Origin of the sequence: Parabacteroides sp. CAG:2 (assembly GCF_000436315.1) — a bacterium.
Taxonomy (GTDB): domain Bacteria; phylum Bacteroidota; class Bacteroidia; order Bacteroidales; family Tannerellaceae; genus Parabacteroides; species Parabacteroides distasonis.
Genome location: NZ_FR885286.1, coordinates 6,372 through 22,951, shown reverse-complemented (window position 1 = coordinate 22,951; position 16,580 = coordinate 6,372). Strand labels below are relative to the sequence as shown.

Below are 16,580 nucleotides of genomic sequence, written 5' to 3'. Positions count from 1 at the left end.
CTAAACAATTACTTCTTAATATTAATAATCGTGATCACCATCGAAGAAATAACAGAAATCGCACTAATTATCGAGGAGAATACAGTTATATTATACTGTTTGCTTTGACTAAATCGAGAATTACGCTGCTTTGCCAAATTGGGCTCAACATAAATAACGTCATTTTGCCTTAAATAAAAATAGGGAGATGTAAATAGCGAAGGATCAGTTATATCCATACGAACAAATTCTTTTTGCCCATCATTATCTCTTATCAGCAAAATATTCTTCCTATTGGCTGTAATCGCCAAATCTCCAACATACCCAAACGCATCTAAAATAGAGATTCGATCATTCTTTATAGTAAAAGTACCGGGACGATTTACCTCTCCCATTACCGTAATTCTATAATTTGTAATCTGCACGTTAACCAATGGGTTTTCTATGTATTTTGACAATTTACTTTGTAACTCATCACACAGTTCTTGTTTTGATAAACCTGCGACATGAATCTTCCCTAATACAGGGAAATTTATATTACCATCCGAATCAACAAGGTAAGTATACATTGATTGAGAGGCAGCGATAGGTTGGTCACCTTGCTGCGCATACGCAAAAACAGGGGGATTAAATGGCGTCGTCACGGACGGATCCGGAGCTGTAACAGATATCGCCAGTAAATCATCTTTACTGATACGAGACGTATAAGCTTGATTCATCTTACTCACCTGTTCGGGGGTCAAGGCATCCACTCCTTGGAAATAAACCACATCTTTAGGAACAGAACAAGCCCCTAACAATAAGACAAACAATGCCACTACTGATACTAATTTCACTCTCATAATCTTTGTTTTCTTCAAATAAGGTGCAAATATACGTTTTTTAGTTTGAACATGAGGTCTCAAAAGGACCACAAGTATAAAGATACTTCTATAACGATGCAATTGTCTAGATATTGCTGCATGCTAAATCAAAATTATAGTTGTTTTTACCGCTTTTTCATGATTATTGCGTAAGTTTGTGACAAAACAAAAACATATGGTTGAGATAGGAAAATACAACACGCTGAAAATAGTGAAAGACCTTGACTTCGGGGTTTATCTGGATGGAGGTAACGGGGTGGAGATCTTGTTGCCGACTCGTTACGTACCTAAAAACGTGAAACCCGGGGATGAGGTCGAGGTGTTTATTTATCATGATAATGAAGGGAGGTTGATCGCTACTACCGCACGTCCTCTGGCAACGGTCGGGGAGTTCCAGTTCATGGAGGTAAAAGACGTGAATAATGCTGGCGCATTTTTGGAATGGGGAATCATGAAAGATTTGCTCGTTCCTTTCAAGGAGCAGAAAATGCCGATGAGAGAGGGGAAATGGTACTTGGTCTACGTCCGGCTGGATCATGTGACAGGACGTATCATGGCATCCGCACGTATCGAGAAGTTCTTGAACAATACCCCTATCGATTACGAGCAGAATCAAGAGGTTCAGTTATTGGTAGCCGACGAGACGGATCTTGGCTATAAGGTGATCATCAATAACCAGCATTGGGGATTGATCTATTATAATGAGGTATTCCAGCGTCTTGAGAAAGGTGAGCATCTGAAAGGCTATATAAAAGAGGTGCGTGAGGATGATAAGATAGACGTAAGCCTAACACCGCAAGGCTACCAAAAGGTAGAGGGGATCGCCGGCGTCATTCTGGAAGCGATGAAAACACAAGGGGGATACATCCCGGTACACGACAAGAGCGATCCGGACGTGATCTATTCCTTATTCCGCTGTAGCAAGAAAGCTTTCAAACAAGCGATCGGGGCACTCTATAAGCAACATCTTATCACGCTGGAAGATGGCGGGATACGGCTCGTGAACGAGAAGTGACCCATTTATATAAAAAAAGTCAATGGAATCCGTTACAGAATCCATTGACTTTTCTTTATAAATCCATTGAGTTAGCGAACGGATTCCATTGACTTTCTAATCCAGCTTCAATACGGCCAAGAACGCTTTTTGCGGAACTTCTACCGTACCGATCTGCTTCATTCGTTTCTTTCCCTCTTTCTGTTTTTCCAGCAATTTACGCTTACGGGAGATATCGCCTCCATAACATTTCGCCGTCACGTCTTTACGGACAGCCTTAATTGTCTCACGAGCGATAATCTTAGCGCCTATCGCCGCTTGGATAGCGATATCGAATTGCTGGCGGGGGATCAACTCTTTCAGTTTCTCGCACATACGACGTCCGAAAGTAACGCTATTATCCACGTGCGTCAATGTAGACAAAGCGTCTACCGGCTCACCGTTCAACAGGATATCTAATTTAGCCAACTTACTGGGACGGAAATCATGTAAATGGTAATCGAAAGAAGCGTACCCTTTTGAAATACTCTTCAACTTATCATAAAAGTCGATTACGATCTCGCCCAACGGCAAGTCATAATGAATCTCGACACGATCACCTGAAATATATTCTTGCTTAAGCAGGATGCCACGCTTACCCAGACAGAGTGTCATGATCGGGCCGATATAGGTAGTGTTCGTGATCACGGAAGCACGGATAAACGGCTCGTCGATATGATCAATCAAAGTCGGGTCCGGCAAGCCTCCCGGATTATGTACCTCGATCACCTCCCCTTTCTTTGTATGAACGATATAAGAAACGTTCGGTACAGTGGTTATCACATCCATATTAAACTCACGATCCAAACGCTCCTGAACAATCTCCATATGCAACAAGCCCAAGAAACCGCAACGGAACCCAAAACCCAACGCGGCGGAACTCTCCGGCTGGAAAGTCAAGGAAGCGTCGTTCAACTGCAATTTCTCCAATGACGCACGAAGGTTCTCGAAATCCTCGCTATCGATTGGATAGACACCGGCGAAGACCATCGGCTTCACCTCCTCAAAACCGGCGATCGCATCTTTAGCCGGGCGAGACACATGAGTGATCGTATCACCGACACGCACCTCCCGGGACGTCTTGATACCGGAAATGATATATCCTACGTCTCCCGTCCGGATCTCCTCACGGGGGCACATATCTAATTTCAATATACCTACCTCGTCGGCGTCATACTCTTTTCCTGTAGCGATAAACTTCACATGGTCACCTTTACGGATCACGCCGTTTACCACCTTGAAGTAAGCGATAATACCACGGAACGGATTAAAAACGGAGTCAAAAATCAGACACTGCAACGGAGCCTCCGGGTCACCTTTCGGAGCCGGGACCTTCTCCACGATCGTATTCAAGATCTCAGTCACTCCCTCGCCTGTCTTTCCGCTCGCCCGTAAGATATCCTCACGAGGGCAGCCCAACAGTTCCACGATCTGGTCCTCTACCTCCTCCGGCATGGCGCTAGGCAGGTCGATCTTGTTCATCACCGGAATAATCTCCAAGTCATTCTCTATCGCCATATACAGGTTAGAGATGGTTTGCGCCTGAATACCTTGGGCCGCGTCCACGATCAGCAACGCACCCTCGCAGGCGGCGATAGAACGGGAAACCTCATACGAGAAGTCCACGTGTCCCGGAGTATCGATCAGGTTCAGTATATATTCTTCACCCTTATAATTATACTTCATCTGGATCGCATGGCTCTTGATCGTAATACCACGCTCACGCTCTAAATCCATGTCGTCAAGGACTTGAGCTTGCATGTCTTTACCTTCTACTGTCTTGGTATACTCAAGCAAACGGTCTGCCAAGGTACTTTTCCCATGGTCAATATGAGCAATAATACAGAAATTGCGGATATTCTTCATCTGCTAAATTTATTTTTAGGTACGCGAAGATAGGAAATTTAGCCTAAATACTATACTTTTGGCATACCATTTGTTGTTAATAGTATATGACAATACAAGAAATAAATAAAGCATACAACCGAATTATCGGTTCATTAGACGAAAAGGAGCTAAAGAATGCGTTCGATTTTCTCCAAGGTTTAATAGCGGGAATACGTGAGTACTCATTCCAAGACAGGTTGAACGAGCTACAAGATACTTATAAATATATGTTGCGATACCGGATCGAGGGGGCTAAAGATCCGATGCAAGACCAGATATACAACAACTTGATCGCATCCAGCTATGAGTTCGCGGATATAGTGAAGCACAAGGCCTTATCGGTAGATTCGCCTCTCTCCTATTATAGCCGTAGGCGAATGATGCAAAAGGAGCTTACCAACTATGACCAGCTCCATAAGGTCTTGAGAAACGCCTCTTTGGTGAAGATAGAGACTCCGACCGGAACCATTACGGAGCTGCAGCAAATCGAATCCGCCACGATCCTATTATTCAATAAGATCTGGACCTCGAATCCTCTCAATAAGGAAGAAATAGCCTCCATCAGGAACCTATTGAATGACCAGGAGTTGCCTTTTATCATCGGTAGCCAAATCGTATCGGCATTAATGTTGGGATTGCAAGCCGCTTTCGATAAGGAGAAACTGCTATTATTATTCGATGCGGCCAATCTCCAAGAAGATGAGATTCGTTACCGCGCGTTGATCGGGATTCTCCTGACACTCTATACCTATAGAAAACGTACGGCGTTATATCCGCAGATAGCGGATCGGCTAGCGGCTTTATCCGAGGGATTCCCTAATTTCACGAAAGCGATCCGAACGATTACCCTTCGTTTTATCCTAGCCCGTGAGACAGAGAAGATCACCCGTAAGCTACAAGACGAGATCATTCCGGAGATGATCAAGCTAGGCCCTAAAATCAGTCAAAAGATAAACTTAAAGGATATTAATCCGGAACTTCTCGGAAACGAGATGAATCCGGAGTGGCAGAATATGTTATCGAACAGCTCCTTAGGGAAGAAAATGGAGGAGTTCAGCGAACTACAACAAGAAGGCGCGGACGTAATGCACTCTACTTTCGTGCACCTAAAGCATTTCCCCTTTTTCCGGGAACTGGGTAACTGGTTCATGCCATTCACGACCGAGCATTCCGCTTTTGGCAATCAGTTGAGCAAGAATCAAACGGAAAAGGACATGCTAGATTCCATGACTCTTGCGGCATTCATGTGTAATTCCGATAAATACTCCTTATATTTCAGTATGATGCAATTGCCGGATCAAGCCCGTCAAATGATGATGGGACAGTTTGGTAGTCAAGCCTCCGAGATGATTCAGCAAACAAAGGAGGAATTGATCAGTAAACGGGGAAAACTGGAAATCATATCCGGACAGTACATACAGGACTTGTATCGTTTCTTCAAACTTTATCCGGGACATCTGGATTTTGATGACATATTTACATCTGCGCTAGACTTTCATAACCTGCCAATTTTGCAGCCTTACGTCAGTGATGAGGAAAGTTTGACAACTATAGCGGAGTATTATCTCCGGAAGAATTACTTCCTTGACGCGCTCACGATCTACAATCGCTTATCCGATGCAAATCAAGAAAGTGATATCTTATTCCAGAAAATCGGTTACTGCAAACAAATGAATGGCGATATACAAGGCGCCTTGGAGGCTTATTTACATGCGGATCTTATCAATCCGGACAGTAAATGGGTTATTCGCCGGATCGCCGGTTGTTACCGTACCTTAAAGCAACCGGAAGAAGCGTTGAAATACTATCATCGTTACGAGGCTTTCAATCCGGATGATTTATCGATCCAAATATGTATCGGCCACTGCCATCTTGAACTCAAGAATTATAATGAAGCGCTGAAATATTATTTCAAGGTAGATTATCTGGACAATAAAAGCACGAAGGCTTGGCGTCCGATCGCTTGGTGTTCTTTCTTGACCGGTAAATACGATCAGGCCCGTAATTATTACAAAAAGATCATGGATAATCAACCCAACACCCAAGATTTCTTGAATGCGGGACATACGGAATGGGCATTACAGAATATAAAGGGAGCGCTTGCTTTTTATAAAAAAGCCGTGGAGAAAGAGTCCGGTGATTTCTCGAAGTTCCAAGAGCAGTTCAATCAAGATATCCCCGATCTTCTTGTAGCGGGAATCGAGGAGGCGGAAGTGCCGTTGATGATGGATCAACTCCGGTATTCCTTGAGCGATATATTCTAACTAGTCATCCAACAATTTGAGAAGACAAGAAAAAATATCGTATGAAAGAGATGATACTAAAGACAAAGCGACTCCTATTAAGGGAATTAAAACAAGATGATTTTGATGATATCTGTAAGCTTTTACAAGATCCGATTGTAATGTACGCTTACGAAGGAGCGTTCAGTAAAAAAGAGGTACAAGAATGGCTTGATAAGCAATTAAGGAGGTATCAAAACGATGGCTTTGGCTTATGGGGGATGATAGAGAAAGGCAGCGGAGAGCTTATCGGTCAGTGTGGTCTCACCTATCAAGAATTCAACGGTCAACAGGTTCCGGAGATCGGTTATTTGCTTAGGGCGGAATACTGGCATAAAGGTTATGCTACCGAGGCCGCCATAGCTTGTAAGGAATACGCCTTCAATATCCTTAACTTCGACAAAGTATACTCCATCATACGGGACACAAATATCCCCTCTCAAAAAGTAGCACTAAGAAACGATATGAGGGAAATCGCAAATTTCATAAAACATTATCGCAATATCGATATGCTTCATTTAGTATTCTGCGTGGATAAGTCATAGTTATCAAGCGGAAAGACTGGGATTCGAACCCAGGGAGCGGTTACCCGCTCACCGCATTTCGAGTGCGGCCCGTTCGACCACTCCGGCATCTTTCCTTGTGGTTGACGTGTACAAAAGTACATAAAATATAGTATCGTTATTCTCTTGAAAGGCTAAAATTACTTTATCAAATACAAAAAAGGGCATTCTTCACAGAACGCCCCTCTTTAAAACATATAACTAATACCTCTAAATTACTTGAAATAACGATTATATAAACCTTCAAATCCTTTGCCATGACGTGCCTCGTCTTTGCACATCTCATGTACGGTATCATGGATTGCGTCCAAATTCTGTTGTTTAGCCAATGTAGCGATACGTTTCTTGTCCTCGCATGCGCCAGCCTCAGCTTCCATACGCTTTTTCAAGTTAGTCTTCGTATCCCAAACTACGTCGCCAAGAAGCTCTGCGAACTTAGCAGCGTGCTCAGCCTCTTCCCAAGCGTAACGCTTGAATGCCTCAGCTACCTCAGGATAACCCTCACGGTCTGCTTGACGGCTCATGGCCAAATACATACCAACTTCGGTACATTCTCCCATAAAGTGAGCGTTCAGACCTTCCAAAATCACTGGGTCTACACCTTTAGCAACACCTAGTACATGTTCGTCAACGAACTGCAACGCACCTTCTGTCTCTACTAATTCCTTAAATTTGCTTTTCGGTTGTTTACATTGAGGGCAGAACTCAGGAGCCTCATCACCTTCGTGTACATAACCACATACTGTGCAAATCCATTTCTTTTTCATATATCGCAAAATTTTTATTGGTTGTATGGCACAAAATTAACTAAACTATCCGATACTACCATAATTCATCGATAGATTAATTCTATGTGTTAATCGATAAAAACTATGGAACTTATTTTTGACAGCGATTGTTTACTAAGTAAATATTTATTTATATGGATACATCAAAGATTATTAGTTTATTAGGAGACAAAAGTGATTATTATTTAAATCACGTATGTAAGACTATTGATAAATCGCTGCTTCATCTTCCATCACCCACTTGCGTGGACGATGTGTGGGGCAATTCAGATAGAAACATACAGACTCTCAATAGTCTGCAAACCTTGTTGGGGCACGGAAGATTAGCTAACACCGGATATGTTTCTATCCTCCCGGTAGATCAAGATATCGAGCATACCGCAGGGTCTTCCTTCGCTCCAAACCCCATTTATTTCGATCCGGAGAATATCGTAAAATTAGCGATCGAGGGTGGTTGCAACGCAGTCGCTTCTACGTTCGGCATACTAGGGTCAGTCGCACGAAAATATGCTCATAAGATTCCATTCTTGGTAAAACTAAATCATAATGAGCTTCTTACTTATCCGAATTCTTACAATCAAATCGTATTCGGTACGGTGAAGGAAGCATGGAATATGGGCGCCGTAGCTGTAGGGGCCACGATCTATTTCGGATCAGAGCAAAGCCGACGTCAGCTAGTCGAGATTGCCGACGCATTCGAGTATGCCCATGAACTAGGTATGGCGACCGTATTATGGTGCTATTTACGAAACAGCTCTTTTAAAAAGGATGGCATCGACTATTCCGCGGCAGCCGATTTGACCGGACAGGCTAATCACCTTGGTGTCACGATCAAGGCCGATATCATCAAGCAGAAGCTACCGGAGAACAACGGAGGTTTCACCGCTATCAATTTCGGGAAGATCGATCAAAAGATGTACACAGAGTTAACGACAGAACATCCGATCGACCTCTGCCGTTACCAAGTAGCCAATAATTATATGGGACGTGTCGGGCTTATCAACTCCGGCGGGGAATCTCATGGCGCCTCAGATCTTAAAGACGCTGTCGTCACTGCTGTCATAAACAAACGTGCGGGTGGCATGGGGCTGATTAGCGGAAGAAAGGCGTTCCAACGTCCGATGAAAGACGGCGTGGAGTTACTTCATTCAATTCAAGATATTTATTTGGATAAGGATATTACTATCGCTTAGTTTGTTATTGCGTTGAGAAAAGAAGGCCGTCCATCAAAGCTATATACTTTGGGGACGGCCTTCAAATTTTATTTCTTCAACCACATATCCAACCACTCAAAGAATGTGCGTTGCCATAGAACGCCATTCTGGGGCTTCAATACCCAATGGTTCTCATCCGGATAAATCAGCAACTCGGCCGGTACACCCCGAAGAACCGCGGCGTTAAACGCTGCCATTCCTTGATTAGCCAAGATCCGGTAATCCTTCTCTCCATGGATACAAAGGATAGGCGTATCCCATTTGTCCACGAACTTATGCGGGGAGTTCGCGAATGTACGCTGAGCCGTAGCGTTTTGCTTTTCCCAGTACGCTCCACCCATATCCCAATTGGCGAACCACATCTCTTCCGTTTCCAGATACTGCATTTCCATATTAAAGATACCATCGTGGGCGATAAACGCCTTGAAACGTTTATCATGATGACCTGCCAACCAATATACGGAGAATCCACCGAAGCTGGCGCCTACACACCCCAAGCGATCCTTATTTACATACGGTTCCTTGGCTACCTCGTCAATAGCGGTGAAATAGTCTTTCATGCATTGTCCGCCATAATCGCCACTGACAGCCTCATTCCATTCCAAGCCAAATCCGGGAAGCCCCCGACGGTTCGGTGCCACGATAATATAATCATTAGCCGCCATGATCTGGAAATTCCAGCGGTAAGACCAGAACTGGCTAACAGGGCTTTGCGGGCCACCCTCACAGAACAACAAGGTAGGATACTTCTTATTCGGATCGAACTGAGGCGGATAGATAACCCACGTTAGCATCTGCTTGCCATCTGTCGTCTTCATCCAACGCTCCTCCACCTTACCCATCGTAAGCTGGTCGTAAATATGCTTGTTCTCGAACGTAAGTTGAGTTACCGTATGATCCCCTGTCAAATCGATCGAATAGATCTCGTCTCCCATGCTCATGGAATGACGTTGAGCGATCAGCTTATCGCCCAGAAGAGCGACAGAGGCGTAATCGTACATACCTTCGGTCAGCGGGGTAATCTTATTGCCATTCGCCAAGTCTATCTGATAAACCTGCGACTCGCCATGCCAAACGCCCGTGAAATAGATACGCTCGCAATCAGCGCTCCAGCAATAAGAGTCCACGTTGGAGTCAAAATCCTTGCTTACGAATGTTTTCTCACCCGTCTCCAGATTCATTACCATCAAGCGATTTTGATCCGCCTCGTAACCATCCCGTTCCATACTTAACCAAGCGATGCTCTTTCCGTCCGGAGAATAGGTGGGATTCGTATCATATCCCTTGTTCTCTTCCGTTATATTGGTCGTTTGCTTCGTATTCAGATCATATACATAAATATCCGAATTCGTGGAGATCGCATATTCTTTACCCGTCTTTTTGCGGCTGGTATAGGCAATCTTGTCCGAGGTAGTGTTCCAAGCCAATTGCTCGATACCGCCAAACGGCTTCATCGGGCTCTCAAACAACTCGCCCTCCATCACATCCACAGGATTGCTGATCGATTCGCCATCGAAATCGGCGACAAAAGGATGCGGAACGGTAGTCACCCACTCATCCCAATGCTTGTACATTAAATCCGTAATGATAACACCTGTCGCCTTATCCAAATCCGGATATTTATCAGCGGTACTGTTCACGGTTTTCACTTGCGAGATAAACAAGACCTTTTTCTCATCGGGAGAGAAAGCGAAACCCTCGATATCCTTATCATAATCGGAAAGTCGCTTACGGTCCGTCCCATCCGGATTCATTTCCCAAAGCTGGCTGCTACCGCTCTCGTTACATAAGAAAGCGATCTTGGTTCCTCCTTTGATCCATACGGCCTCGTTCTCAGCGAATCCGGTTTTCGTGATTTGCTTATTATCCGATCCGTCCGCGTTCATCACGAAGACCTCACGGTTGCTCTTGTTTTCCGGTACACTATAGTACGCCACCGTATACACCACTCTTTTCCCGTCCGGAGATACGTTCATACCGCCGATACGTCCCATGGCCCACAAAGCCTCCGGGGTCATGCGGCCGTCTTTGATCCGGATGTCCGACTTCCCGATAAGGTTCTTATCGCCGGTCTCCTTCACGTTCACATCCGTAGCCGGATTGCAAGCACCTAACAGTAGGGATGTTGCCATAATCATTGTTCCGATAGATTTATTCATGCCGTTATAATATATTACAATTTGAGTGCGAAAGTACTAAATATAATTTATATCTTCGCGTTACTAATTATAAGAACTGAACAGTATGAATAAGATTTGGTTATTTGGAGCCGCTGTATGTATGGTATTAGCACTCGGCTCATGTAAACCTAAACAGAGCGCGTACAAGGCTGCTTACGAACAGGCCAAAGAAAAAGAGTCGACAGCTCCTGTTGAGGTTGTAGAACAAGAGGAAGAAGTTGTTGAGGTCGCTCCTGTCTCAAAACCCAGAACCTCTACGGCTACCACTCGTACGGAAAAAATCAACGCCGCTCAAGGTGAGGACGCCAGCCGTCTGAAACGTTATAGCGTCGTTGTCGGTAGTTTCAAGAACAAGACAAACGCTTACGCATTAAAAGAACGTATGCAGAATGATGGTTACAACGCAGTGTTGGGCGAGAACGAGCAAGGGATGTTGCGTGTGATCGTCGCTAGCTTCGACAATAAAGCGGACGCCGCCGATAGCCGTGACGCCATCAAGGCGAAATACGCTCCTAACTTCCAAGATGCTTGGTTATTGGAGAGAGCTTATTAATTGTAAGCTATCAGAAAAGATAAAAGCGGAAGGTCTCGTTAGCCTGTAAGAAGAATCTTGCAGGTTATCGAGACCATTCTATTTGAAGGAAACATAAGGACATAAAAATAGCCCGACTTCAACAGCCGAGCCACTTTTCACCAATCTAATCTAACTTAACCTAAAACAAAAACCATCTTTTTCTTTTTGCCTTTCTCTTCTTATATCCTAACAACCTTTTTACCTTAAAAACGTAATACCTATTCGAAATTGTATAAACTCAAAACATCTAAACACATATGATATAAACGAATTACTCTTCATAAACCGGCCACGCACCTTCTTTCGTACAAACGAAAGCCGCTGTCTTTACAGCGAAATGATGGGCCTCGCTTAAGGACTTCCCCTTTAAGAGCGAAATGATTAGAGCCCCCGAAAAAGCATCCCCCGCCCCGACCGTATCCGCCACCATGACCTCCGGTGTTGGCAAAGTAGAGATCTCCTCTCTCGTATAAATCGTACTATGGGAACTCCCCGCAGTCAAGACAAACATCCGAAGGCCGTATTTCTCAATAAACCATAAAGCCACTTCCCTCTCAGTTCCATTCAAGCCGAATAAGTCCCGAAGAACGTTAAACTCTTCATCATTCATCTTCAACACATTCGCTAAGTACAAAGACTCCTCGATCAACTCCTTATCATAGTATCGCTGGCGAAGATTGATATCCAGCAAACGATAAGCGTCTTTCGGCGCAAACGATGAGATCGCTTGTATCGTCTCCCGAGACTGACGGGAACGCTGGGCCAATGTACCGAAACAAATAGCGTCCGCTTTCTCCGCCAAATCAATCGCATCGGATGTAGGCGATATATGATCCCAAGCCACTCGCTCATGAATCGTATAAGTAGGGATACCTTCTCGTAACTCTACCTGAACGGTTCCCGTCGGGTAAGGCACTTTCTCGATCAAATGCTGGATATGATTCTTATCCAACTCATCAACGATCTCTTTACCCAACTCATCATCTCCGACAGCGCTGATAGCATATCCCTCAGCACCTAGGCAAGACGCATGATAGACAAAATTAATCGGGGCCCCCCCAGCCTTTTTCCCGGAAGGAAGCATATCCCATAATAATTCTCCAATCCCAACGACAATTGGTTTACGTCTTGATTCAGTCACCTGTTCCATGGTCTTTCTATTAAAAACAACTTTCGTACTTATCGACACCGCAAAAGTATATCATCGTTATAAATACAACGATAACTATAGCTACAAGATAAATCACACAAGTTACATAAAAGATTTATTTTCAAGGGACAATAACAGACGTTACCCGTATGTAACATCTGTACAAGCAGCATCCTTACAAAGACTCTATAAACTCGGTTGGCGTTATATTATAAACCGCTTTAAAGCATTTGGAGAAATAGGCCGGCGAGCCGAATCCCGTGGCATAAGCAACCTCGCTAATCGTTCCGGATCGCTGCTTCAATAGGGCGGATGCCTTTTTCAAACGATAGTTACGCAAAAAGTCCGTAGGGGTAATCCCGGACAACTCCTTCACCTTTCGATATAAATGCACACGAGACAGGCCCAGTTTCTCACTGCCTTTCTCTATACTGAAATCGGGATCGCTATAATTCTCCTCTATCAAAGCGATAAACTTACGCATAAACAAATCATCCAGACTCTCTACCTTCCCTTTTGTCTCGATGGAAAGTCCCGCAGGCGATTGAGACTCTTTCAAGAAAACCTCTCGCAAACGATTACGTTCTTCCAACAATTTAATGATACGTAATTTCACGATCTCGATATTGAACGGTTTCTGGATATATTCATCCGCTCCCCCCTCAAATCCATACAAGCGTTGACTGTCATCCGAAAGAGCCGTAAGCAAGATTACCGGGATATGACTGAGGGCCATATCCGACTTAACCCGGCGGCAAAGCTCGAAGCCATTCATCTCCGGCATCATCACGTCACTGACGACCAGTGATACATTTTCCTTCAATAGAATATCCAAGGCCTTGGCACCATTCTCCGCTACAAGTACATTAAAATTCCCGGACAACTCATGCTGTAAATAAGCGCGAATATCCCAATCATCCTCAACGATCAAGATCATATAATCATATTTCTTATTCAACGTTTCTTGAACTTGGGATATATCCAAATGCGCTACACCAGAGGACGATTCTGTCGCATTCGACAGAAAGACACAAGATTCATCAAAATGAGATTTACCTTTCGGGATCTGAACGGTAAACACTGTCCGTTCGCCTTGCTCGCTTTCCACGTGGATCGAGCCTTTATGCATAAGGACAAATTCCCGTGTCAGATGCAGTCCGATACCCGTTCCCGGAGCATAGCTTTGCCCGCTTGTAAAAAAGCGCTCGAATACGGAGGCTAGGTTTTCCGGGGGAATACCCTCTCCATTATCTTCCACCGATAAGACAACCTCCGTCTCCTCCTCCCGCAAACGAATCGTAATCTTCCCCTGCTCCGGGGTAAACTTAAAAGCGTTCGAAAGCAAGTTCGTTAATATCTTCTCCATTTTGTCCGTATCCACCCAAACAAAAAGAGAATCCATTTCATGCAGGAAGGTATAATCAATTCGCTTACTCTGGGCCAGAGTATTAAAATAAGATTTCACCTCTTGGATTAAAAAGACCAAATCCATCTTAGTAACCCGCAATCCCATCTTATTATTCTCTATCTTCCGGAAATCCAGCAATTGGTCGATCACACGTTTCAAGCGTTCCGCATTCTTCTTAACGATGCGGATATCATCCGCGAAAGCGCCTGCCGGGGCATCTTGCGCCATCTTGTTCAGAGGCCCTAGAATCAAGGTCAAAGGAGTCTTTATCTCGTGAGATACATTCGTAAAGAACTGCAATTTCTGTGTCGTGACTTGCTCGATACGCTGGTTCGCTACCGAGAGTTCCTCTTTCTGTTGTTGTACCAAACGATTTCTCTCATTCAACAAATGATTCTTCTGGCGCACTTTACGATTAATATAAACCGTGTAAATAGCGGAACCACCCAACAAAAGCGCCAATATCAAGATAATAATCAAGGAACTATAAAGAAAGTTATATTTCGAGAGCAATTGCGACAAATTCGCACGCTGTTTCTCGATCTGGCGTTGATATTCTGCCAACCGGTCTGATTGTAAATAAAGGGTACCGGCGTTGGTCTTATCGATCATAGCGGTGCTTAACGCATACTTTTTCGTATAAGCTTGTCCGCTTAAGATCTGCCAAGCTACCTTAATAGCCACCCCACCACCTGTCGGATAATAAAAAGAGGCATCCAACTTACCCTGCGCGACCGCCTCCACGCCCAAGCCTCCTCCCAAGAGTCCATCCACGCCTATAAATTCCACGTGTCCCACCAGCGACGAATCTCGCTCCTCAATCGCCTCACGGGCCCCTAAGGCCATCATATCATTATGAGCGAAAACGATATCGACATCCTCTATGGAATCCAGCTTCAAGACTTCCTCATAGGCATTCTTCCTGTACCAATACCCATCCAACTCCCGGATCTTCACATTCGGATCAATAGACATCGCATCGACAAAACCTTGATGTCTTTCTGTAGCGGAGGAAGAGCCTCTCCGTCCCCATATCTCTAAAATCGTTGTCTCCTTCTTGATCAAGGAGCTGACGTACATTCCGATCGAGCGACCGATCTCGTAATTATCCGCTCCAATATACGTCGTATATTCATCGCTATTAATTTTCCGGTCCAATATGATAGTGGGAATACCAGCCCTGTACGCCTCAACAGCGACAGGCGTAACAGGCTCGGTCTCATTCGACGATATAATCAGCAAATCCACCTTTTTCTTGATAAAACCTTTTATCTGGCTGATCTGAGTATCATTATCTTGAATGGCATCCATCACGACCAGCTCGATCTCCGGATGATTTAAAGCCTCCACTTCCATATCACGTATCATGGATTGACGCCAAATATCCGTCATCGAGCATTGAGATACACCGATGACATATTTCTTTTCTTTTTTACCGGGCGAACAGGCAAAGCAAAGAATAAGGAATAGCCAAAACAGGATATAAAGCGGGTTTCCTTTCATGTGGTATATTTAATTCGATCGTTTATTCTACAAATATACGAAAACTATTCCGAAATTACCCCCAAACAAGTCAAGGTATCGTTTAACAACGGGGTAAATCTATGGATACCGATTTCATTCAAATGATCAGTGTCCCTATAGCAAGAATCAGGTAACGGTACAGCCGTATAATTCAAATAAAAGACCGTTTTATCATCCACGTATTCCCGAGCCAAAGAATCCGTCAATTCTCGATAACTCGAAGGAACCCGTTCCATATATTCCGTGGAAACAGGGGCATTGTACAAAATAAGAGACAGATCCCGCTTCTTACATTCCTCTACGATTCGCCCCAACATCTCTTGTTGAAATGAGGATGGCAATAAATAAGCACCCTTATCATCATAGTAATGACGATCGATAATAACGTCTAGTGTTCCCCCGGTCGCCCCCGTGAAAATACGCTCGATCACATTCCTTTTAATCTCAGCTACGCAATTCTTGAACGGAACGCCAAACTCATACGAATACATGACCTCCTTACGGGTTACCGGCGAAACAGCCTCCTGTACCAAAAGTCGCAAATCCTCCCGCTCCTTTAGATGGGGATAAATAGACATATAGGCAGGAAACTCATCTTGATAGGAATCATCGGCCACGGTAAACGTGTGGTAACCAAACCCCAATATCACGGTTTTCAAATGGGGAAGGTAAGGCGCTTTCAAGCATAAATCGATATAGGTATTGAAATAATTCTCACTGGATTTAGCGTCATTCCTCGATTTCCCCAGCATATCGGCGGATATCGAATGTAAAGGATGGGAATCGCCCAAAATCAATACCTCCACTTCCGGATCACTTTTGAGGCTGGGTACGCTTATATGAAAATAAGAGCGGATCAGCAGGCAACTAAGCAACCCTAAACATCCTACCACCCCTAAATACCAGAATATAGCAATAAAGAACCTTCTCATACTTATCAGAATTGAAAATAAATGAAACCTTGTGGATTACTGGCGTCGAAACCATAGATGATAATCAGCAATACCGTATAGATAACATACCGAACCGGAAGGCTCAGGTCCTCTATCATCAACCCATGCGCCTGTTTTCGGCCGATCCATTCCACGACGAACATAAGAGCCGTGAAAAAGAAACATTTCTTCAGCAGGAGTTG

At 44.2% G+C, this 16,580-nt stretch carries 12 protein-coding genes, 1 tRNA gene and 1 pseudogene; 5 read left to right on the top strand and 9 right to left on the bottom strand.

Annotation, left to right across the window (positions count from 1 at the left end):
• Positions 1–8: 8 nt before the first annotated feature.
• Positions 9–821: a polysaccharide biosynthesis/export family protein gene (locus QVP94_RS07955; protein WP_288213210.1), complete on the bottom strand. Its 813-nt coding sequence runs from the start codon at positions 819–821 to the stop codon at positions 9–11.
• Positions 822–1,017: 196 nt separating this feature from the next.
• Between QVP94_RS07955 and QVP94_RS07950 the strand changes: the two genes are divergently transcribed.
• Positions 1,018–1,857, top strand: a complete 840-nt coding sequence (locus QVP94_RS07950; protein WP_005856099.1) for a CvfB family protein — start codon at positions 1,018–1,020, stop codon at positions 1,855–1,857.
• Positions 1,858–1,953: 96 nt separating this feature from the next.
• Here the strand turns inward: QVP94_RS07950 and lepA are convergent, their stop codons facing one another.
• Positions 1,954–3,741 (bottom strand): translation elongation factor 4, encoded by a 1,788-nt coding sequence (gene lepA / locus QVP94_RS07945; RefSeq protein ID WP_008771820.1) that lies wholly within the window; start codon positions 3,739–3,741, stop codon positions 1,954–1,956.
• 86 nt (positions 3,742–3,827) lie between these two features.
• Here lepA and QVP94_RS07940 point away from each other — a divergent pair, with 86 nt between their 5' ends.
• Positions 3,828–6,026, top strand: coding sequence for a tetratricopeptide repeat protein (locus tag QVP94_RS07940; RefSeq protein ID WP_022192335.1), 2,199 nt, complete (start codon positions 3,828–3,830; stop codon positions 6,024–6,026).
• Positions 6,027–6,067: 41 nt separating this feature from the next.
• Positions 6,068–6,589, top strand: coding sequence for a GNAT family N-acetyltransferase (locus QVP94_RS07935; protein ID WP_005856094.1), 522 nt, complete (start codon positions 6,068–6,070; stop codon positions 6,587–6,589).
• 8 nt (positions 6,590–6,597) lie between these two features.
• Here QVP94_RS07935 and QVP94_RS07930 read toward each other — a convergent pair.
• Positions 6,598–6,684, bottom strand: a tRNA-Ser gene (locus tag QVP94_RS07930).
• Between the two features lie 138 nt (positions 6,685–6,822).
• Positions 6,823–7,374 carry an NADH peroxidase gene (locus QVP94_RS07925; protein ID WP_005856013.1) on the bottom strand — a complete coding sequence of 184 codons (552 nt, stop codon included), beginning with the start codon at positions 7,372–7,374 and terminating at the stop codon, positions 6,823–6,825.
• Between the two features lie 155 nt (positions 7,375–7,529).
• Here QVP94_RS07925 and QVP94_RS07920 point away from each other — a divergent pair, with 155 nt between their 5' ends.
• On the top strand, positions 7,530–8,588 hold the full coding sequence (locus tag QVP94_RS07920) for a class I fructose-bisphosphate aldolase (RefSeq protein ID WP_005856012.1): 1,059 nt from the start codon (positions 7,530–7,532) through the stop codon (positions 8,586–8,588).
• Between the two features lie 68 nt (positions 8,589–8,656).
• Here QVP94_RS07920 and dpp5 read toward each other — a convergent pair whose 3' ends face one another.
• Entirely contained in the window at positions 8,657–10,768 is a 2,112-nt protein-coding gene (gene dpp5 / locus QVP94_RS07915) for a dipeptidyl-peptidase Dpp5 (protein ID WP_008780335.1), read from the bottom strand.
• Positions 10,769–10,853: 85 nt separating this feature from the next.
• Here dpp5 and QVP94_RS07910 point away from each other — a divergent pair, with 85 nt between their 5' ends.
• The gene (locus QVP94_RS07910) at positions 10,854–11,342 is read left to right on the top strand and encodes an SPOR domain-containing protein (RefSeq protein WP_005856008.1); all 489 of its coding nucleotides are present in this window, start codon (positions 10,854–10,856) and stop codon (positions 11,340–11,342) included.
• 292 nt (positions 11,343–11,634) lie between these two features.
• On the opposite strand, the gene QVP94_RS07905 is transcribed toward QVP94_RS07910, so the two are convergent.
• The 4 genes and pseudogenes from QVP94_RS07905 to QVP94_RS07890 all read right to left on the bottom strand — a co-directional run.
• Positions 11,635–12,513: a carbohydrate kinase family protein gene (locus tag QVP94_RS07905; RefSeq protein WP_022192333.1), complete on the bottom strand. Its 879-nt coding sequence runs from the start codon at positions 12,511–12,513 to the stop codon at positions 11,635–11,637.
• A 175-nt stretch (positions 12,514–12,688) separates the two neighbouring features.
• Positions 12,689–15,424, bottom strand: coding sequence for a hybrid sensor histidine kinase/response regulator transcription factor (locus QVP94_RS07900; protein ID WP_022192332.1), 2,736 nt, complete (start codon positions 15,422–15,424; stop codon positions 12,689–12,691).
• Positions 15,425–15,468: 44 nt separating this feature from the next.
• The gene (locus QVP94_RS07895; protein ID WP_022192331.1) at positions 15,469–16,377 is read right to left on the bottom strand and encodes a hypothetical protein; all 909 of its coding nucleotides are present in this window, start codon (positions 16,375–16,377) and stop codon (positions 15,469–15,471) included.
• A 5-nt stretch (positions 16,378–16,382) separates the two neighbouring features.
• Positions 16,383–16,580: pseudogene (locus QVP94_RS07890) on the bottom strand (MBOAT family O-acyltransferase); the annotation flags it as partial.

Bases quoted from the DNA above. Each gene is read 5' to 3' on its own strand.
- QVP94_RS07920 (WP_005856012.1), top strand. From the start codon at position 7,530: ATGGATACATCAAAGATTATTAGTTTATTAGGAGACAAAAGTGATTAT.
- QVP94_RS07905 (WP_022192333.1), bottom strand. From the start codon at position 12,513: ATGGAACAGGTGACTGAATCAAGACGTAAACCAATTGTCGTTGGGATT.
- QVP94_RS07925 (WP_005856013.1), bottom strand. From the start codon at position 7,374: ATGAAAAAGAAATGGATTTGCACAGTATGTGGTTATGTACACGAAGGT.
- QVP94_RS07935 (WP_005856094.1), top strand. From the start codon at position 6,068: ATGAAAGAGATGATACTAAAGACAAAGCGACTCCTATTAAGGGAATTA.
- QVP94_RS07940 (WP_022192335.1), top strand. From the start codon at position 3,828: ATGACAATACAAGAAATAAATAAAGCATACAACCGAATTATCGGTTCA.
- QVP94_RS07895 (WP_022192331.1), bottom strand. From the start codon at position 16,377: ATGAGAAGGTTCTTTATTGCTATATTCTGGTATTTAGGGGTGGTAGGA.
- lepA (WP_008771820.1), bottom strand. From the start codon at position 3,741: ATGAAGAATATCCGCAATTTCTGTATTATTGCTCATATTGACCATGGG.
- dpp5 (WP_008780335.1), bottom strand. From the start codon at position 10,768: ATGAATAAATCTATCGGAACAATGATTATGGCAACATCCCTACTGTTA.
- QVP94_RS07900 (WP_022192332.1), bottom strand. From the start codon at position 15,424: ATGAAAGGAAACCCGCTTTATATCCTGTTTTGGCTATTCCTTATTCTT.
- QVP94_RS07910 (WP_005856008.1), top strand. From the start codon at position 10,854: ATGAATAAGATTTGGTTATTTGGAGCCGCTGTATGTATGGTATTAGCA.
- QVP94_RS07955 (WP_288213210.1), bottom strand. From the start codon at position 821: ATGAGAGTGAAATTAGTATCAGTAGTGGCATTGTTTGTCTTATTGTTA.
- QVP94_RS07950 (WP_005856099.1), top strand. From the start codon at position 1,018: ATGGTTGAGATAGGAAAATACAACACGCTGAAAATAGTGAAAGACCTT.